This window comes from Haemophilus sp. HMSC066D02 (genome assembly GCF_001810545.1).
In the GTDB taxonomy this organism is placed as follows: Bacteria; Pseudomonadota; Gammaproteobacteria; order Enterobacterales; family Pasteurellaceae; genus Haemophilus_D.
On record NZ_KV801813.1, the window covers coordinates 33,351 to 47,459 of the forward strand.

Annotated in this window: 17 protein-coding genes; 6 read left to right on the top strand and 11 right to left on the bottom strand. The window is 41.2% G+C overall.

What is annotated here, in order from left to right; translation table 11 throughout:
- Positions 1-30 precede the first annotated feature (30 nt).
- Complete coding sequence (locus tag HMPREF2750_RS06560; RefSeq protein WP_049357433.1) at positions 31-354, top strand: HI1450 family dsDNA-mimic protein; 324 nt, start codon at positions 31-33, stop codon at positions 352-354.
- A 67-nt stretch (positions 355-421) separates the two neighbouring features.
- On the opposite strand, the gene hypE is transcribed toward HMPREF2750_RS06560, so the two are convergent.
- From hypE to HMPREF2750_RS06585, 5 genes are all read right to left on the bottom strand, one after another.
- Complete coding sequence (gene hypE, locus HMPREF2750_RS06565; protein ID WP_070583113.1) at positions 422-1,435, bottom strand: hydrogenase expression/formation protein HypE; 1,014 nt, start codon at positions 1,433-1,435, stop codon at positions 422-424.
- A gap of 4 nt (positions 1,436-1,439) precedes the next feature.
- The gene (gene hypD / locus HMPREF2750_RS06570) at positions 1,440-2,552 is read right to left on the bottom strand and encodes a hydrogenase formation protein HypD (RefSeq protein WP_070583114.1); all 1,113 of its coding nucleotides are present in this window, start codon (positions 2,550-2,552) and stop codon (positions 1,440-1,442) included.
- Positions 2,553-2,561: 9 nt separating this feature from the next.
- On the bottom strand, positions 2,562-3,368 hold the full coding sequence (hypB, locus tag HMPREF2750_RS06575) for a hydrogenase nickel incorporation protein HypB (protein WP_070583115.1): 807 nt from the start codon (positions 3,366-3,368) through the stop codon (positions 2,562-2,564).
- 186 nt (positions 3,369-3,554) lie between these two features.
- Complete coding sequence (hypA, locus tag HMPREF2750_RS06580) at positions 3,555-3,896, bottom strand: hydrogenase maturation nickel metallochaperone HypA (protein WP_049367967.1); 342 nt, start codon at positions 3,894-3,896, stop codon at positions 3,555-3,557.
- A 136-nt stretch (positions 3,897-4,032) separates the two neighbouring features.
- Entirely contained in the window at positions 4,033-4,446 is a 414-nt protein-coding gene (locus tag HMPREF2750_RS06585) for a MerR family transcriptional regulator (RefSeq protein WP_070583116.1), read from the bottom strand.
- An 85-nt stretch (positions 4,447-4,531) separates the two neighbouring features.
- Here HMPREF2750_RS06585 and HMPREF2750_RS06590 point away from each other — a divergent pair, with 85 nt between their 5' ends.
- The 5 genes from HMPREF2750_RS06590 to HMPREF2750_RS06610 are packed head-to-tail and all read left to right on the top strand — an operon-like array spanning position 4,532 to position 7,613.
- Complete coding sequence (locus HMPREF2750_RS06590; protein WP_070583117.1) at positions 4,532-5,215, top strand: DUF4198 domain-containing protein; 684 nt, start codon at positions 4,532-4,534, stop codon at positions 5,213-5,215.
- Complete coding sequence (locus HMPREF2750_RS06595) at positions 5,215-5,718, top strand: hypothetical protein (protein ID WP_070583118.1); 504 nt, start codon at positions 5,215-5,217, stop codon at positions 5,716-5,718. Before HMPREF2750_RS06590 ends, HMPREF2750_RS06595 begins: the two co-directional genes overlap by 1 nt.
- Position 5,719: 1 nt before the next feature.
- Positions 5,720-6,331, top strand: coding sequence for a cobalt transporter CbiM (cbiM, locus tag HMPREF2750_RS06600; RefSeq protein WP_049385149.1), 612 nt, complete (start codon positions 5,720-5,722; stop codon positions 6,329-6,331).
- Entirely contained in the window at positions 6,328-6,972 is a 645-nt protein-coding gene (locus tag HMPREF2750_RS06605; RefSeq protein ID WP_070583119.1) for an energy-coupling factor transporter transmembrane component T family protein, read from the top strand. The genes cbiM and HMPREF2750_RS06605 overlap by 4 nt, the downstream gene beginning before the upstream one ends.
- Entirely contained in the window at positions 6,972-7,613 is a 642-nt protein-coding gene (locus HMPREF2750_RS06610; RefSeq protein ID WP_070583120.1) for an energy-coupling factor ABC transporter ATP-binding protein, read from the top strand. The genes HMPREF2750_RS06605 and HMPREF2750_RS06610 overlap by 1 nt, the downstream gene beginning before the upstream one ends.
- Before the next feature lie 84 nt (positions 7,614-7,697).
- Here HMPREF2750_RS06610 and fdhF read toward each other — a convergent pair whose 3' ends face one another.
- The 6 genes from fdhF to HMPREF2750_RS06645 all read right to left on the bottom strand — a co-directional run bounded on the left by fdhF (position 7,698) and on the right by HMPREF2750_RS06645 (position 14,097).
- A complete protein-coding gene (gene fdhF, locus HMPREF2750_RS06615; protein ID WP_083304609.1) occupies positions 7,698-9,851 on the bottom strand; it encodes a formate dehydrogenase subunit alpha in 2,154 nt (717 codons plus the stop codon).
- Between the two features lie 182 nt (positions 9,852-10,033).
- Positions 10,034-10,492 (bottom strand): hydrogenase maturation peptidase HycI, encoded by a 459-nt coding sequence (hycI, locus tag HMPREF2750_RS06625; RefSeq protein ID WP_005696264.1) that lies wholly within the window; start codon positions 10,490-10,492, stop codon positions 10,034-10,036.
- Positions 10,482-10,889, bottom strand: coding sequence for a formate hydrogenlyase maturation HycH family protein (locus HMPREF2750_RS06630; protein WP_070583122.1), 408 nt, complete (start codon positions 10,887-10,889; stop codon positions 10,482-10,484). The genes hycI and HMPREF2750_RS06630 overlap by 11 nt, the downstream gene beginning before the upstream one ends.
- 44 nt (positions 10,890-10,933) lie before the next feature.
- Positions 10,934-11,710, bottom strand: a complete 777-nt coding sequence (locus HMPREF2750_RS06635; RefSeq protein WP_070583123.1) for an NADH-quinone oxidoreductase subunit B family protein — start codon at positions 11,708-11,710, stop codon at positions 10,934-10,936.
- Positions 11,707-12,354: a formate hydrogenlyase complex iron-sulfur subunit gene (locus HMPREF2750_RS06640; RefSeq protein WP_070583124.1), complete on the bottom strand. Its 648-nt coding sequence runs from the start codon at positions 12,352-12,354 to the stop codon at positions 11,707-11,709. Before HMPREF2750_RS06640 ends, HMPREF2750_RS06635 begins: the two co-directional genes overlap by 4 nt.
- Positions 12,355-12,366: 12 nt before the next feature.
- On the bottom strand, positions 12,367-14,097 hold the full coding sequence (locus HMPREF2750_RS06645; RefSeq protein WP_049365604.1) for a hydrogenase large subunit: 1,731 nt from the start codon (positions 14,095-14,097) through the stop codon (positions 12,367-12,369).
- Positions 14,098-14,109 lie beyond the last annotated feature (12 nt).

The following is a 14,109-nucleotide window of genomic DNA, read 5'->3' on the forward strand; positions in this document are numbered from 1 at the left end:
CGCACAATTTACTTGATAAAGGAAAACCCAATGACAACTGATATCCAAAAACTCGATCCCGATGCAGCGATTGATCTTGCTTATGATATTTTCTTAGAGATGGCAGGCGAAAATCTCGATCCCGCTGATATTATGCTATTCAATCTGCAATTTGAAGATCGTGGAGCAGTCGAGTTTGTCGAAACAGCAGACGATTGGGAACAAGAAATTGGGGTGTTAATCGATCCTGACGCTTTTGCTGAAGTTTGGGTAGGGTTAGTGAATGAGAAAGATGAAATGGATGATGTGTTTGCAAAATTCTTAATTTCACACCGAGAAGAAGATCGTGAATTCCACGTTATTTGGAAAAAATAATCACTCTTCTCTCTATATCAATTGACAAACTAAAACCGGTTTAATTTTAAATTAAACCGGTTTTTGCTTAACAAATTCGTGGTAAAGGTTCGTTGCGTGGTAAGTCTAATAAACGACTTTGACCGAAAAGACCAACTGCACGAACTTTGCCATCAGTCGTCACTTCACCGATTACGGCCGCATTTTCACCTAATGGATGGCGACGAAGTGCGGTCAGAATTTCAGCTTTTTTTGCTTTATCCGCAACAATCACCAATTTGCCTTCATTAGCAAAATTTAATGCATCCAAACCGAGTAATTCGCAAATACCACGTACTTCCTGACGAATTGGTAATACCGTTTCATCAATTTGTACCCCTACTTTCTGTGCCTGTGCAAATTCATGGAGTACCGCATTCACACCACCACGGGTCGCATCGCGCACGGCTTTCACCCCTTCAATCGGACGAATGCAATCAATGAGCGGTGCAAGCACAGCGCAATCACTGCGTAAGTCCGTTTGAATACCAAGATTTTCGCGTAAATTCAAAATGGTTGCACCATGATCACCTAAAGTACCACTCACAATAATCTGATCACCTGGCTGAATGCGATGCACACCCCAGTCGAGTCCGTTTGGAATCACACCAATACCGGCTGTATTGATAAACACTTTATCTATCGCGCCTTTTTGTACTACTTTGGTATCACCTGTTACCACTTGAATACCGGCTGACTGACAGGCTTTTGCCATAGACTGGATCAATTTTTTTAAGGTTTCTAGTGGTAAGCCTTCTTCTAAAATAAATCCACAAGACAAATATTTTGGTACGGCACCGCATACGGCAACATCGTTAGCTGTGCCACAAACGGCGAGTTTACCAATATCTCCACCAGGAAAAAAAATCGGATCAATCACAAAACTATCGGTAGAAAATGACAATGTTCCACCTAAAGCATTTAACTCTTGTAAAGCAATACGAGCCTGATCTTCGCCTTGTGAAAGTATCGGGTTATCAAATGCCTCGACAAAATAATCGCGGATCAACTCTTGCATTGTGGCACCACCATTTCCGTGTGCCATTGTAATAAAATCAGTCATTGTTTTATTCCCGTCTATATTGATAATAGGCCGCACATGCCCCTTCGGAAGACACCATCAAGGCACCATAGGCATTGTCAGGATTACATTTTTTAGCAAATAATGGACAATCAGCAGGTTTACATTTTCCGATGAGTACATCGCCGCAGCGAGAATCTGGATCATCAGCAACTTGATGTGGCTGACAAGCAAAATGCGCTTCCGCATCAAAGCATTTATAATCATCTGTCAGTTCTACGCCAGATTCTGCAATTTCGCCTAATCCACGCCATTCGCTGCTGGCTTTCAAGCGGAACACTTCACTGATTGCCTGTTGTGCTAACTCATTACCATGTTGGTGTACGATACGTTTATACTGATTTTCCACTTCACAGCGTTTTTCAACAATCTGTGTCACCAACATTAAAATTGCTTGTAGAATATCTAAAGGCTCAAAACCAGTGATCACAAAAGGTTTGTGGTAGGTATCACACAATTCCTGATAAGGTTCAGAACCAATCACCATGCTTACATGACCTGGTGCAAGAAAGCCGTCAATTTTGACTTGTCCTTGTGACAATAAGCTGTGTAATGTCGGAATGATGGTAATATTTTGGCATACCACAAAAAAGTTTTTTACCTGCTGTTTTTTCGCTTGTTGCAAGGTAATTGCGGCACTTGGCATGGTTGTTTCAAAACCAAGTGAAAAGAATACCACTTTTTTATCAGGATTATTTGATGCGATATTCAACGCATCAAGCGGCGAATAAACGATACGAACATCCGCGCCCTGTGCTTTAGCTTCCAATAACGAGCCTAGACGTCCGCGTACTCGCATGGCATCACCGAAAGTACAGAAAATCACTTCTGGACGACGAGCAATCTCAATACATACATCAATTCGCCCCATCGGTAATACACACACTGGACAACCTGGACCGTGAATAAATTCAATACTTTTCGGTAATAAACGATCAAGCCCAAATTTAAAAATGGTATGAGTATGTCCGCCGCAGACCTCCATTAGATATAACGGATTTTCTGGCGTAAAGTGCGGTTGGTTTTCCATTATTTTTTGTAGTCGCTGCAACAGACTTTTAGCCAGTTCAGGATCACGAAATTCATCAACAAACTGCATTTGATGCTCCTATCGTTCTTGCGCTTTTAACCAGTCTAGCCACTGCTGTAATCCTTCTCCACTTTGAGAAGATAACTGGATAACCTCAATTGTCGGATTCACTTGTTTCGCATAAGCAATACATTTTTCTACATCGAAATTCAAGTAAGGCAGTAAATCCACTTTATTTAAAATCATTAATTTAGAAGCCGCAAACATATGCGGATATTTCAGCGGTTTATCTTCACCTTCTGTCACAGATAAGATCACCACTTTAGCATGCTCACCTAGATCAAATTCTGACGGACAAACTAGGTTTCCGACATTTTCAATAAACATCAGACTATTTTCCTGTGGCTGCAATTTCACCAATGCATTACCAATCATTTGTGCATCTAAGTGACAACCTTTTCCTGTATTAACTTGAATCGCCGGCACACCGGTTTGGCGAACACGATCCGCATCGTTTTCTGTTTGTTGATCGCCCTCGATCACATAACAAGGATAGTCATTTTTTAATGCATTTAATGTGGTCGTCAACAAAGTTGTTTTGCCTGAACCTGGACTTGAAACAAGATTAAGTGCCAAAATGTGTTGATTGGCGAAAAAGCGACGATTCATATCGGCTAATTGATTGTTTGCGCCGAGAATATCTTGTTCTACTTTCAGTAATCGTTGCTGAGTTTCATCTTGTTGTGGAGAGTCTGGCATGCGGAAGGAGGAGTAAGAAAAATTAGGTAGTTTTGTTGCATGTTGCGCATTGGAATCATTATGAACATGCGGTAATTCTCCGATTCTGACTTGGTCTGGATGGCCACAGCCACAGGTTGTACACATAAGTCACCTCAATAATGTTTCGTTTATTCTGTAAATACTTAGAATCTATGATAATTCACATGCGTTAGAATACCATATTCTCTATCTTAAATATATTCTTTGAAGAGAGATAAATACATACTATCAAGTAGTTAGCGTATTTTATATTCAAAAGATCTGGTTAAATTTGCTAATTTAGACGTCTTGCTATTTTACGGCAATTTCTTTCACTCTAAATTCGGTGCCACTTCGACGTTGTAAACATGCACTGTGACAATGTGGACAGCAATCTTGATAGGCTTCAATCTCAACTTCCTTTTGACATTGCCAGCACCATGCAATCGCAGGTAAATGAATAAAATGTAACTGACAGTTTTCAGCAACGGTATCTTTGCGCATAATTTCAAAGCAAAATTCTACCGCACTTTGCTCGACACAAGACAGTGCCCCAATTTCTAGCCAAATATCTGTCACTTCATGGATTTCATGCTTTTTCTGTTGTTGATCAATAATTTCCATAATATTCTGACAGAGAGACATCTCATGCATGATTTTCTCCTTAAAATAAAAAAGCAGTCTGTTCCAATTCTACTCTTTTTTGATGGTTATTTTCAGCATTTCTGTGTTTCGTTGCTTGATATTTAAACGTTGTTTGAAAAATTTTTACTGCCGCTCGCACAATGCATTATTTTAACGGTACAAAATTAATGCCGCTATGCTGCAATAAAGTATTAATTAAATCATTGTTTTGCTCAAACTGACTACATTTACCTTTGAGCTGAATTAAACGAATTCTTAAGTGAGCTAATTCATGGATACGTTTTGATACTTCTCGAATATGTCGGTCTAACAGCTCATTGATTTCTCTTTCCTGCTCTTGCGTGGCACATTGCGGATTGAGCAACATTTTGATTTCTTTTAGTGAAATATCCAAACTACGGCAATAACAAATAAAAGAAAGTTGTTTCAAATGCTCTTCCGTATAAACGCGAAAATTACCGCTCGTTCGCTTTGCAGGTTCAATTAATCCTTGCTTTTCATAGAAACGTACGGCTTCCACCGTACAGCCAACGATATTGGCTAGTTGACCAATTTTCATTTTTTTAAAATTACACTTGACTCTGAAGTTACTTCATATTTTATACTTTATCACAGTGTTCACATGTTAGAAAAGGAGAACTTCCATGAAAAAAACAGCATTACTTATCACTGCACTATTCGGTGCCTCACTCGCTAATGCGCATAATGTTTGGTTGGAGCCTGTTAAGGATGTAAAAGGGCAATATGTGGTTAAATTTGGTCATGAGGAAACTGAAACCTATTCTCAAAGCAAATTAAAAGCGGTGCGTCTACTTGATGCGAAAGGTCAATTACAAAATGCCACAGTGAACTTTAAAGAAGGCGAAGCACACTTTGCTGCACCTGATGCTGCCATCGCATTTATTCGCTTTGATAATGGTGTTTGGTCAAAATTACCAAGCGGTAAATATGTCGAAAAGACCAAACAGCAAGCACCTGATGCTGTGCTTAGTGTTAATCCAGTCAAATTCGGCAAAGCGATTTTACACTGGGATGCGCAAGCAAATAAATCACACAACATGGATTATGAATTGATCCCACAAAGTGAACCGAAAGCGGGACAACCACTCGATATTCTCGTGTTAGTAAAAGGTAAACCTGTGCAAGGCATCAAAGTGGGTTTAGGCGAAGATCACCCATTCAACTTAACCAATGAAAAAGGTATCGCACAATTCACCCCTAAAGCGGGTTATAACAAAGTTTGGGCAGAATTTGACGAGCCGGTTAAAGACAATCCTGACTATAATAAACGTAGTGTTGAATATATGCTGACTTTTGATGTGAAATAATGAAAAGAGTTGTATTTTTAACCGCACTTTTCACCTGGCTGTGCGCACCATCAGCATTGGCTCATAGTTTGCATGTTTTTGCACAATATGATGGACGCACAGTCTCTGGCAAAGCCTATTATTCCGATATGACTCCTGCAGCAGAAACTTATATGGAAATTTTGCAAGCAGGCCAGGACTCCCCTCTATTGGAAGGCAAAACAGATCGCGATGGGCAATTTGCCTATCCGATCAATCCCCCTGCCGAAGGTGCCATTAAAGTAGTGATAGAAGGTGAAGAAGGACATAAAGCCTCAATTGTTGCCAACAGAGTATCCGCGCAAACCACAAATAATAGCGACAATTCGTTGATGCTGGTTCGCGAAGATATCTCTAAATTGAAAGACAAAATTTACCTGCACGACATTATTGGTGGTATTGGTTATATTGTTGGTATTTTTGGCTTATGGGCATTAGTTCGAGCATCAAAAATGACGCGTACATCACAATCTAAGGAAAGATAATATGCATTTATCGGAAGGTGTACTGCATACGCCAGTATTGCTTGGGGGAGCGGCTGTCGCATTAGTCTGCGTAATGATTGGTCTTAAACGACTCAATTCGCAGCAATTGCCGCTAACGGCATTGTTTGCCGCTGCCTTTTTTGTTGCGGGTACCATTCATGTACCGGTTGGTATTGGCAGCGTGCATCTCATCTTAAACGGCATGGCCGGTCTGTTTCTCGGCTGGGCTGTTTTCCCTGCATTTTTAATCGCATTGGTATTACAAGCCCTACTCTTTTCCTTCGGGGGATTTGCTGTATTAGGTGTCAATTTATGCGTAATGGCATTACCTGCCCTTCTCGTACATTGGCTATTTGCAAAAAGACTTGAAAATGACAATTCCCGTCGCACTCAAATTACTGCAGGAATTGGAGCTGGCGTGATCGGCGTTGGCGGTTCAGCCTTGCTCGCTTCTTTAGTCTTGGCTCTAGATGGCGGTAAAGCCTATAGCGATCTGATCATGCTACTGGTGATATCACATATTCCCGTGTTTATTATCGACAGTATCGTCAGCGTCGGGGTAGTCTTATTGTTAAACAAAATGTATCCAACAGCGCTCAGTGTGGTGAAATGAATTTTCTTACTTTTTTTCAACCGCACTTGCGATTAATTTATGTGTTTTTGTGTGGACTTATCGTCAGCACAATGACACATATTTCAACGCTTGTTATCCTTAATCTGGTTGTATTCGGCGGATTACTTATTGCGCTAATTCACTATCAAAAATCCCTTGCCGGTTATTTCAAATATTGGCTGAAACTAAATCTCTTTACACTACTCGTTTGGTTAACCTTAAGCTGGAAAATCACCGAGCAAGGTTTAGTATTAAATCCAATGGGCATTCAGCTCGCGCTACTCATCACGCTACGTTTCAATTTAATTTTAAGTTTAACTCGCCTCTTGTTAATTGATATGAACGAGAGCCTTTTATTGCAAGCGCTGTGTCGTTTACCATTGCCTGAAAAACTACTTCACCTATTTGTTCTGACCGTGCGTTATATTTCTGTACTTGGTGATGTACATAAAAAAATGGATATGGCGATGCGCGCGCGCGGATACCAGCCAAAACTTAACGGCAGAACCTTATTCATTGCATCACAACGTGTGGCATTATTATTAATTCATGCGCTCGTTAAAGCAGAAAAAACAGAAATGGCGCTAAAAGCACGTGGCTTTCAACTGCATGATGTGAAAAAAACACAGGATAAACCTTGATGAACGTCCTCGAAGTCAAACTATTACAAATCATGCGCGACCAACGCGTGATTATTAATAACCTTTCTTTTGAACTCCCTGAAGGTCATCGTCTTTTTTTACAAGGCGATATCGGGTGTGGAAAATCGACGCTATTACATAGCCTATTAGGATTCATCCCTTATCAACAAGGGGAAATTCGCTGGTTTGATAACACCTGCCGTCAAGAAAAAGATTTTGTACCGTTACGTGGAAAGATTGGTATCTGTTTCCAACATGCAGGCGATCAACTTTTCGGTCCAACCGTACTTGATGATGTGGCCTTTGGTCCACTTAATCAAGGATTGAACAGAGATGAAGCCTATCAAATTGCCTTACAACAACTGGAACGTCTGAATATTGTTGGATTAAAAGATCGTTCTGTGAATACCCTATCTGGTGGAGAACAGAACTTTACAGCACTGGCTGGCGTGCTAGCGATGCAACCCAAAGTATTATTACTTGATGAACCAACCAATGGACTGGATGTAAAAAATATTGCCAAACTGACCGCACTTTTACGCGAATTACAGTTGCCGATGCTTATTGCCTCGCATGATTTACGCTTTAGTGAAACACTTGCGGATTCCTGTTTATCTTTAGCTACGGATAACGATAGCTAAATGCGTTCATAATGCGTAAGGAAATAATTCAATAAAAAACGGGCGAACCATTTAAGTTCGCCCGTCATTCATTAATGACACTAATTAAGCCACAAGTGCGGTTTCTTTTAAGCGATTTTTTAATTTCGCGTATTCAGTTACCACATAGCGTTCAGCCCAGGCTTGGTCTTCGATTTTCTCAATACGAACCGCACTGTATTTATATTCTGGTGTTCTAGAACCCGGATTCAAATGTTCAGCGGTTAATTCGTTACATTTACCGATCCACCATTGATAGGTCATATAACAAGCGCCTTTGTTGGTACGAGTGCTGACATCCGCGCGAGAAATAACTTTACCACGTGATGAGGCAATCCAAACCAAGTCGTTGTTTTTAATGCCCAACTCTTTAGCATCCTGATCGTTCATTTGTACGAATCCCGGCTCATCCGCAAGTGCAGCAAGAGCTCGGCAGTTACCTGTCATTGAACGGCAAGAATAGTGACCAACTTCACGAACTGTAGAAAGTATCAATGGGAATTCTTCAGAGAGATCCTCCATTGGTGGTTCCCAGTCGCAAGCAAAGAACTCAGCTTTGCCGTTCGGACGGTCGAAGATTTGGCCTTTATACAAGTATGTTGTACCTTGATCTTCAGGGCCTTCGTCAGTACATGGCCATTGGATATAGCCCATGCCTTCCATTTTTTCGTAGGTTGCCCCTTTGTAAATTGGGCAAAGTGAACGAAGTTCATCCCAAATTTCTTTGGTATTGTTATAGTGCATTGGGTAGCCCATTGCTGTAGCAAGTTCGCTAATGATCACCCAGTCATCCTTGACATCGCCTGTCGGTTCAACGGCTTTATAGAAACGTTGGAAACCACGATCAGCGGCACTATACACACCTTCATGCTCAGCACAAGAAGTGGCTGGCAATAAAATATCTGCTTCTGCGGCTGTTTGAGTCATAAAGATATCTTGAACGATAAGAAGCTCAACTTTCTCGAAGGCTTTTTTAACAGCATTAATATCAGGCTCAGTTTGTAGTGTATCTTCACCCATGATATAGAATGCTTTAATTTTATCTTCCATGATCGCTTCAGGGACTTCACTCAACGGCACACCTGGTTTGGTTGGAATAGATGGCACGCCCCAAGCTTTCGCAAATTTTGCGTTAGTTTCTGGGTCAGCAAAACTTTGATAGCCTGGTAATGTGTTGAATAACGCACCCATATCGCATGCACCCTGTACGTTGTTTTGACCACGTACTGGGTTCACCCCAACATTTGGTTTACCTAAGTTACCGGTAAGCATTGCCAAGCTTGCTAATGCACGTACGGTTTCTACACCTTGACGGAATTGACAAACGCCCATACCCCATAAGATAGTAGCTGTTTCCGCTTTTGCATAAGTGCGGGCAATTTCACGCAACATTTCAGGTTCAATACCGGTGATATGTTGTGTGGATTCCGGTGTATAAGCTTTCACGGTTTCATAGAACGCATCGAAGTTTTCGGTGTGTTCATCAATAAATTTTTGATCTTGTAACCCTTCTTCTAAAATCACATTCATCATCGCATTCAAGAATGCTACGTTAGACCCGTTAGCAAGCGGCGCATAAATATCCGCAATACGGGCTGTTTCGATTTTACGAGGGTCACAAACAATAACTTTCGCCCCTTTTGCTTTGGCGTGGTTAATCCGACGCGCCACAATAGGGTGTGAAGTGGAGGCATTATAGCCAAAAATGAATACGCATTTGGTATCTTCAATCTCAACAATTGAGTTGGACATTGCGCCGTTACCGACCGATTTGAGCAGACCTGTTACAGAAGGGCCGTGTCACACGCGCGCACAACAGTCAATGTTGTTATTTCCTAATACCGCACGGGCGAATTTTTGCATAACGAAGTTCACTTCATTACCTGGTCCACGGGAAGAGCCCGTTACCATAATAGATTCGTTACCGTACTTTTCTTTGATTTCACTGAGACGTCTTGCTGTGTAAGAAATCGCTTCTTCCCAGCTCACTGGTGTGAATGGTTCGCCACGTTTGTAGCGGATCATCGGTTGAGTTAGGCGAGGAGTCAGGATTTTTGTGTCATGCACAAAATCCCAGCCATAATATCCTTTTAGGCATAACTCCCCTTCGTTTGTCTTGCCGTTTGCACCTTCAGCTCCCACAATTTTGTTGTTTTCCACCAAAAGATGGATTTTACAACCTGAGGCACAATACGGACATACGGTAATTACTTTTTTAATAGCCATAGTAACGTCCTTATTTTAGTACAACACGAGGTTAGAGATAGAATTAGAATAATTAATTCTGGGTATATATTACACCCAAAATCAGCTTATAGTCTTACAAAAAACATGGATTTATTGATATAAAACATGTTTTCGTAATATTTTTAAAATATGTTTAGAAAATCACCCTCACTTTTTTACAAAACAGGAATCTCTTCAAGCGATCTTCCCTCTTTTAAAAAATCATACATAAATTGCACAGACTCTTTTACGCTTTCTGTCATCGGAAAACCAAAGGAAACCAGATCGGGTTGGAGTCCAACAAAAACGATTTGTTTAATATCCTGTTCCAGTTGTTCAATGAGGTAATTGAGCGGCATATTATGCGTACTCATGAAAAACATTTCCGCAATGCTTTCTTTCTCAATGATTCGGATTTTGCCTGGTGCTAATTCCATATCAGCCGCATCAAAAATTAAAAGCAAATCGGGTTTCATGTCTCGCACAATATGTGCAACATTTTCTGGTGCCGAGCCGCCGTCAAGTGCGGTCCAATTTGGCAATGGATTTTCACTCAATAGCTGATAGAGATAAGGGCCTGCACCGTCATCCCCCATCATACTGTTGCCAACGGTTAAGATCACATTATTCGTCACGACGTTTCACCATAATATACATCACAGGTTCACGCTGAATCGATGCTAACGTATTCATTAGAATTTCGACCCACTCTTGATGTTCTGGAGTGAAATTAGCTTTATTTTCATCCATCGCTCTCGCCAATAAATTGACATGGCTGGAATCAATCACTATTTCACCGAATCGCATTAAGCCGGCAAATTTACGTTTAGCATCCCCTTCAGGAAAGCTATCTACAAAACGTTGATAAGCATCGTAGTCACAAACCAGTAATTTTTTAAAACAATCAATTACGCCAACATGGTGACCAATCGCCAAAGAGTAATACATCACCTGTTTTGCTTGCTCTGGCACCTGTTCATCGTTTTCGACGAAACGTTCGTTTAATAAATAGAAAAAGACTTTCGTTGTCATAACATTCCCATTTTTATAGGGGCAATCACTTGCCCCATAATTAATTATCCCGAAAACGGCAGACTAATCGCATGTAAACGATTGACGATTTCGCTTAAACGCGGATCGGCTTCGCGTTCTAGGTATTCACCTAAACGTACACCAAATGGCACTTTGTCATTTTCTGTCATCATTGCCATAAATTGGTTAGCGATGTTGCTACCTTGACGATAACCGGCTAGACGACGAGCTTCTCGTTCAAGACTAATACGTAAATCCAACGGAATGGTTGGAAAACGCAATTTAGCTTCCGCGTTAGGATCCGCTTTTTCTTGTTTGCCTTTGAGCTTTTGATCAAGCAAACCAAGTGCTACCGCGAATCCATAAATGGTCGCTGCAGGGGTTGGTGGACAGCCAGGGATATACACATCAATTGGCACAATTTGATCACTACCGCCCCAAACACAATAGAGATCGTGGAAAATACCACCGCCACAACCGCAAGCACCGTAAGAAATACAGATTTTTGGATCTGGTGCAGCTTGGTAAGCACGCATTGCTGGCGTACGCATCGCACGGGTAACCGCACCAGTGAACAATAAAATGTCCGCATGACGAGGTGAAGCTACCACTTTAATACCAAAACGTTCCGCATCGAATGTTGGCGTAATGGTACTGAATATTTCGATTTCACACCCATTACAACCGCCGCAGTCCACACGATAAACGTAAGCTGAACGTTGAATATCTTTCAGCAACGTTTGTTTCATTTTGGCAATATTTTCATCAATACTAAACGGTGTTGATATGCCATTGACCGGCATTGGAATTTGTGTGTTCATCGTCTTTCGCCTCCTGCTAAAACGTTAGGTAAATCAACCGCACTTTGTTCTCGTTGCTCGAGCGCTTTTTTGAAATTCAAGCGAACCGGCTCTTTAAAGTCGATTAATTTCATCCGCATATTGGATTCCATATTCGCGGTTTTTTCTAAGCTGTGCTGACGTTTACAAACCGGACAAGTATGCAACTCCGCCAATTTTTGTTTCACTAATTCAGGTTTATCCAAAGTTTGTTTGAATAAATCAATGGTGTAATTCAATTCTTTATAAGAAATAAACGGTTTACCACATTCCTGACAAGTTACTGTAGCAAAGGTTGTTTCTTGGAAAAGATCCTGTTTATTGGTCACTGAGAGTTCAAAATCTTGTGATAAGCGAATCGCCTTAGTTGGGCAAACTTCTTCACAACGACCACAGAAAATACAACGACCAAGAAATAATGACCAGGTACGGTCGCCTGTCACCGGATCCGTTCTCATGGTCAACGCATTAGCTGGACAAGCAATGGTACAAGCCGCACAGACAATACATTGATCAGAATTGAGTTCCGGTTTTCCTCTAAAATCCTCATCGACTTCATAAGGTTTGAACGGATATTTGGTGGTGACATCACCTGCTTTAAATACCGTTTTTAGTAATTTAAACATATTCCGCCTCCCCTATTTCAATGGTGAATTTTTACGTTCAATACCGTAGCGTTCAATCTCTTTATAATCTACGGTTTTCGCTTTGCGTTTACGCACATCCACCACGGTGACACGGTCGGTACAAGAATAGCAAGGGTCAAGACTACCAATAATAAGTGGTGCATCAGACACTGTATTGCCACGCAACATATAGCGTAATGTTGGCCAGTTAGCATAAGTAGCAGCACGACAACGCCAACGGAAAAGTTTTTGGTTGTCTCCTAGCATTGACCAGTGAATATCTTCGCCACGTGGTGCCTCAGTAATCCCTAAAGCAAAACGTCCAGGGGTATAATTGAAACCTTCTTTTAAGATTTCGCCACTTGGCAAATTGTCCACCATGTAATCGATGATATTCATGGATTCAAACACTTCATTAATCCGCACTTTCACACGAGATAACACGTCACCATTGGCTTCAGTGAAGAGATTGAAAGGAATATCGCCATAACCAGAGAATGGATGTACTTTACGCACATCTCGCGCAAAGCCAGAACCACGAATCATTGGCCCAACCGGGCTAAAGTCACGAGCGATATCTTTTGCCAAGACACCGACACCCACCGTACGTTGTTCCATATTCGGTGTATTTAATAAAATATCAGTCAAGGTTTTGAGTTCTTCACGCATTTCGCCGATAAGTTTGATACATTGCTCACGTTGATGTTTCAACATATCGCGACGCACACCACCGATAAGGTTAATACCATAGGTTTTACGTGCACCGGTTAGCACTTCTGCCAAGGTCATAGATTTCTCACGAACGCGGAAGAATTGCATAAAGCCAGTATCAAAGCCGGTAAAGTGGCTAGATAGACCTAAGTTTAATAAGTGACTATGTAAACGTTCTACTTCTAATAAAATCGCACGAATCCATTCAGCGCGTTTTGGAATTTGAATCCCTAAAGCACTTTCGACGGAATTGGCATAGGCCACACTATGTGTGAAACCACAAATCCCACATACACGGTCAGCCAGGAAGTTAACTTGGTCGTAATCCATGCGAGTTTCTGCTAATTTTTCCATACCACGGTGTACATAGAACAAACGATAATCCGCATCAATGATGTCTTCCCCATCCACGAACAAACGGAAGTGTCCAGGTTCATCGGAAGTGATATGTAACGGACCAAGTGGAACGATACGTGCTTCGCCTTTTTCGTTAATAAATTCGTATGTTTCTGTTGCGGTTGTCGGATCGGGACGTAAACGGTAATCCATGGAGTCTTTACGTAATGGATAAAGATCATCCGGCCAATCATCTGGCAACACTAAGCGGCGTTGGTCAGGTAACCCGACGGCTTTCAAACCATACATATCGAATAATTCACGTTCGCCCCAAACCGCCGCTTTGACTTTTGGTGTCACAGACGGAAATTCTAGGCTCACAGGATCAACTAAAGCTTTAATGGTGATAAAAGTTTTCACTTCCCCTTCCATGGAAAGCACGTAGTACACTGCATAATTGCCATGAATTGAACGCTCATCATTCCCGAATACCAAAGGTAACCAACCTTCATGTTGATAATAAAGGTATTCAACAACATCAGGTAACATATTGGTTTTAATGGTAAGAGTAACCTGATTTGGTGTTGACCACTCCTCATCCAAAATGGTATTTGGAAATTTTGCATTGACTGCTTCAATGTAATTTTTGCCAATCATTTTGGCTGGATCGACTGATGTATTTTTAGTTAATTCCATATATTTATCCCT

Bases quoted from the DNA above. Each gene is read 5' to 3' on its own strand.
- HMPREF2750_RS06560 (WP_049357433.1), top strand. From the start codon at position 31: ATGACAACTGATATCCAAAAACTCGATCCCGATGCAGCGATTGATCTT.
- hypE (WP_070583113.1), bottom strand. From the start codon at position 1,435: ATGACTGATTTTATTACAATGGCACACGGAAATGGTGGTGCCACAATG.
- hypD (WP_070583114.1), bottom strand. From the start codon at position 2,552: ATGCAGTTTGTTGATGAATTTCGTGATCCTGAACTGGCTAAAAGTCTG.
- hypB (WP_070583115.1), bottom strand. From the start codon at position 3,368: ATGTGTACAACCTGTGGCTGTGGCCATCCAGACCAAGTCAGAATCGGA.
- hypA (WP_049367967.1), bottom strand. From the start codon at position 3,896: ATGCATGAGATGTCTCTCTGTCAGAATATTATGGAAATTATTGATCAA.
- HMPREF2750_RS06585 (WP_070583116.1), bottom strand. From the start codon at position 4,446: ATGAAAATTGGTCAACTAGCCAATATCGTTGGCTGTACGGTGGAAGCC.
- HMPREF2750_RS06590 (WP_070583117.1), top strand. From the start codon at position 4,532: ATGAAAAAAACAGCATTACTTATCACTGCACTATTCGGTGCCTCACTC.
- HMPREF2750_RS06595 (WP_070583118.1), top strand. From the start codon at position 5,215: ATGAAAAGAGTTGTATTTTTAACCGCACTTTTCACCTGGCTGTGCGCA.
- cbiM (WP_049385149.1), top strand. From the start codon at position 5,720: ATGCATTTATCGGAAGGTGTACTGCATACGCCAGTATTGCTTGGGGGA.
- HMPREF2750_RS06605 (WP_070583119.1), top strand. From the start codon at position 6,328: ATGAATTTTCTTACTTTTTTTCAACCGCACTTGCGATTAATTTATGTG.
- HMPREF2750_RS06610 (WP_070583120.1), top strand. From the start codon at position 6,972: ATGAACGTCCTCGAAGTCAAACTATTACAAATCATGCGCGACCAACGC.
- HMPREF2750_RS06630 (WP_070583122.1), bottom strand. From the start codon at position 10,889: ATGACAACGAAAGTCTTTTTCTATTTATTAAACGAACGTTTCGTCGAA.
- HMPREF2750_RS06635 (WP_070583123.1), bottom strand. From the start codon at position 11,710: ATGAACACACAAATTCCAATGCCGGTCAATGGCATATCAACACCGTTT.
- HMPREF2750_RS06640 (WP_070583124.1), bottom strand. From the start codon at position 12,354: ATGTTTAAATTACTAAAAACGGTATTTAAAGCAGGTGATGTCACCACC.
- HMPREF2750_RS06645 (WP_049365604.1), bottom strand. From the start codon at position 14,097: ATGGAATTAACTAAAAATACATCAGTCGATCCAGCCAAAATGATTGGC.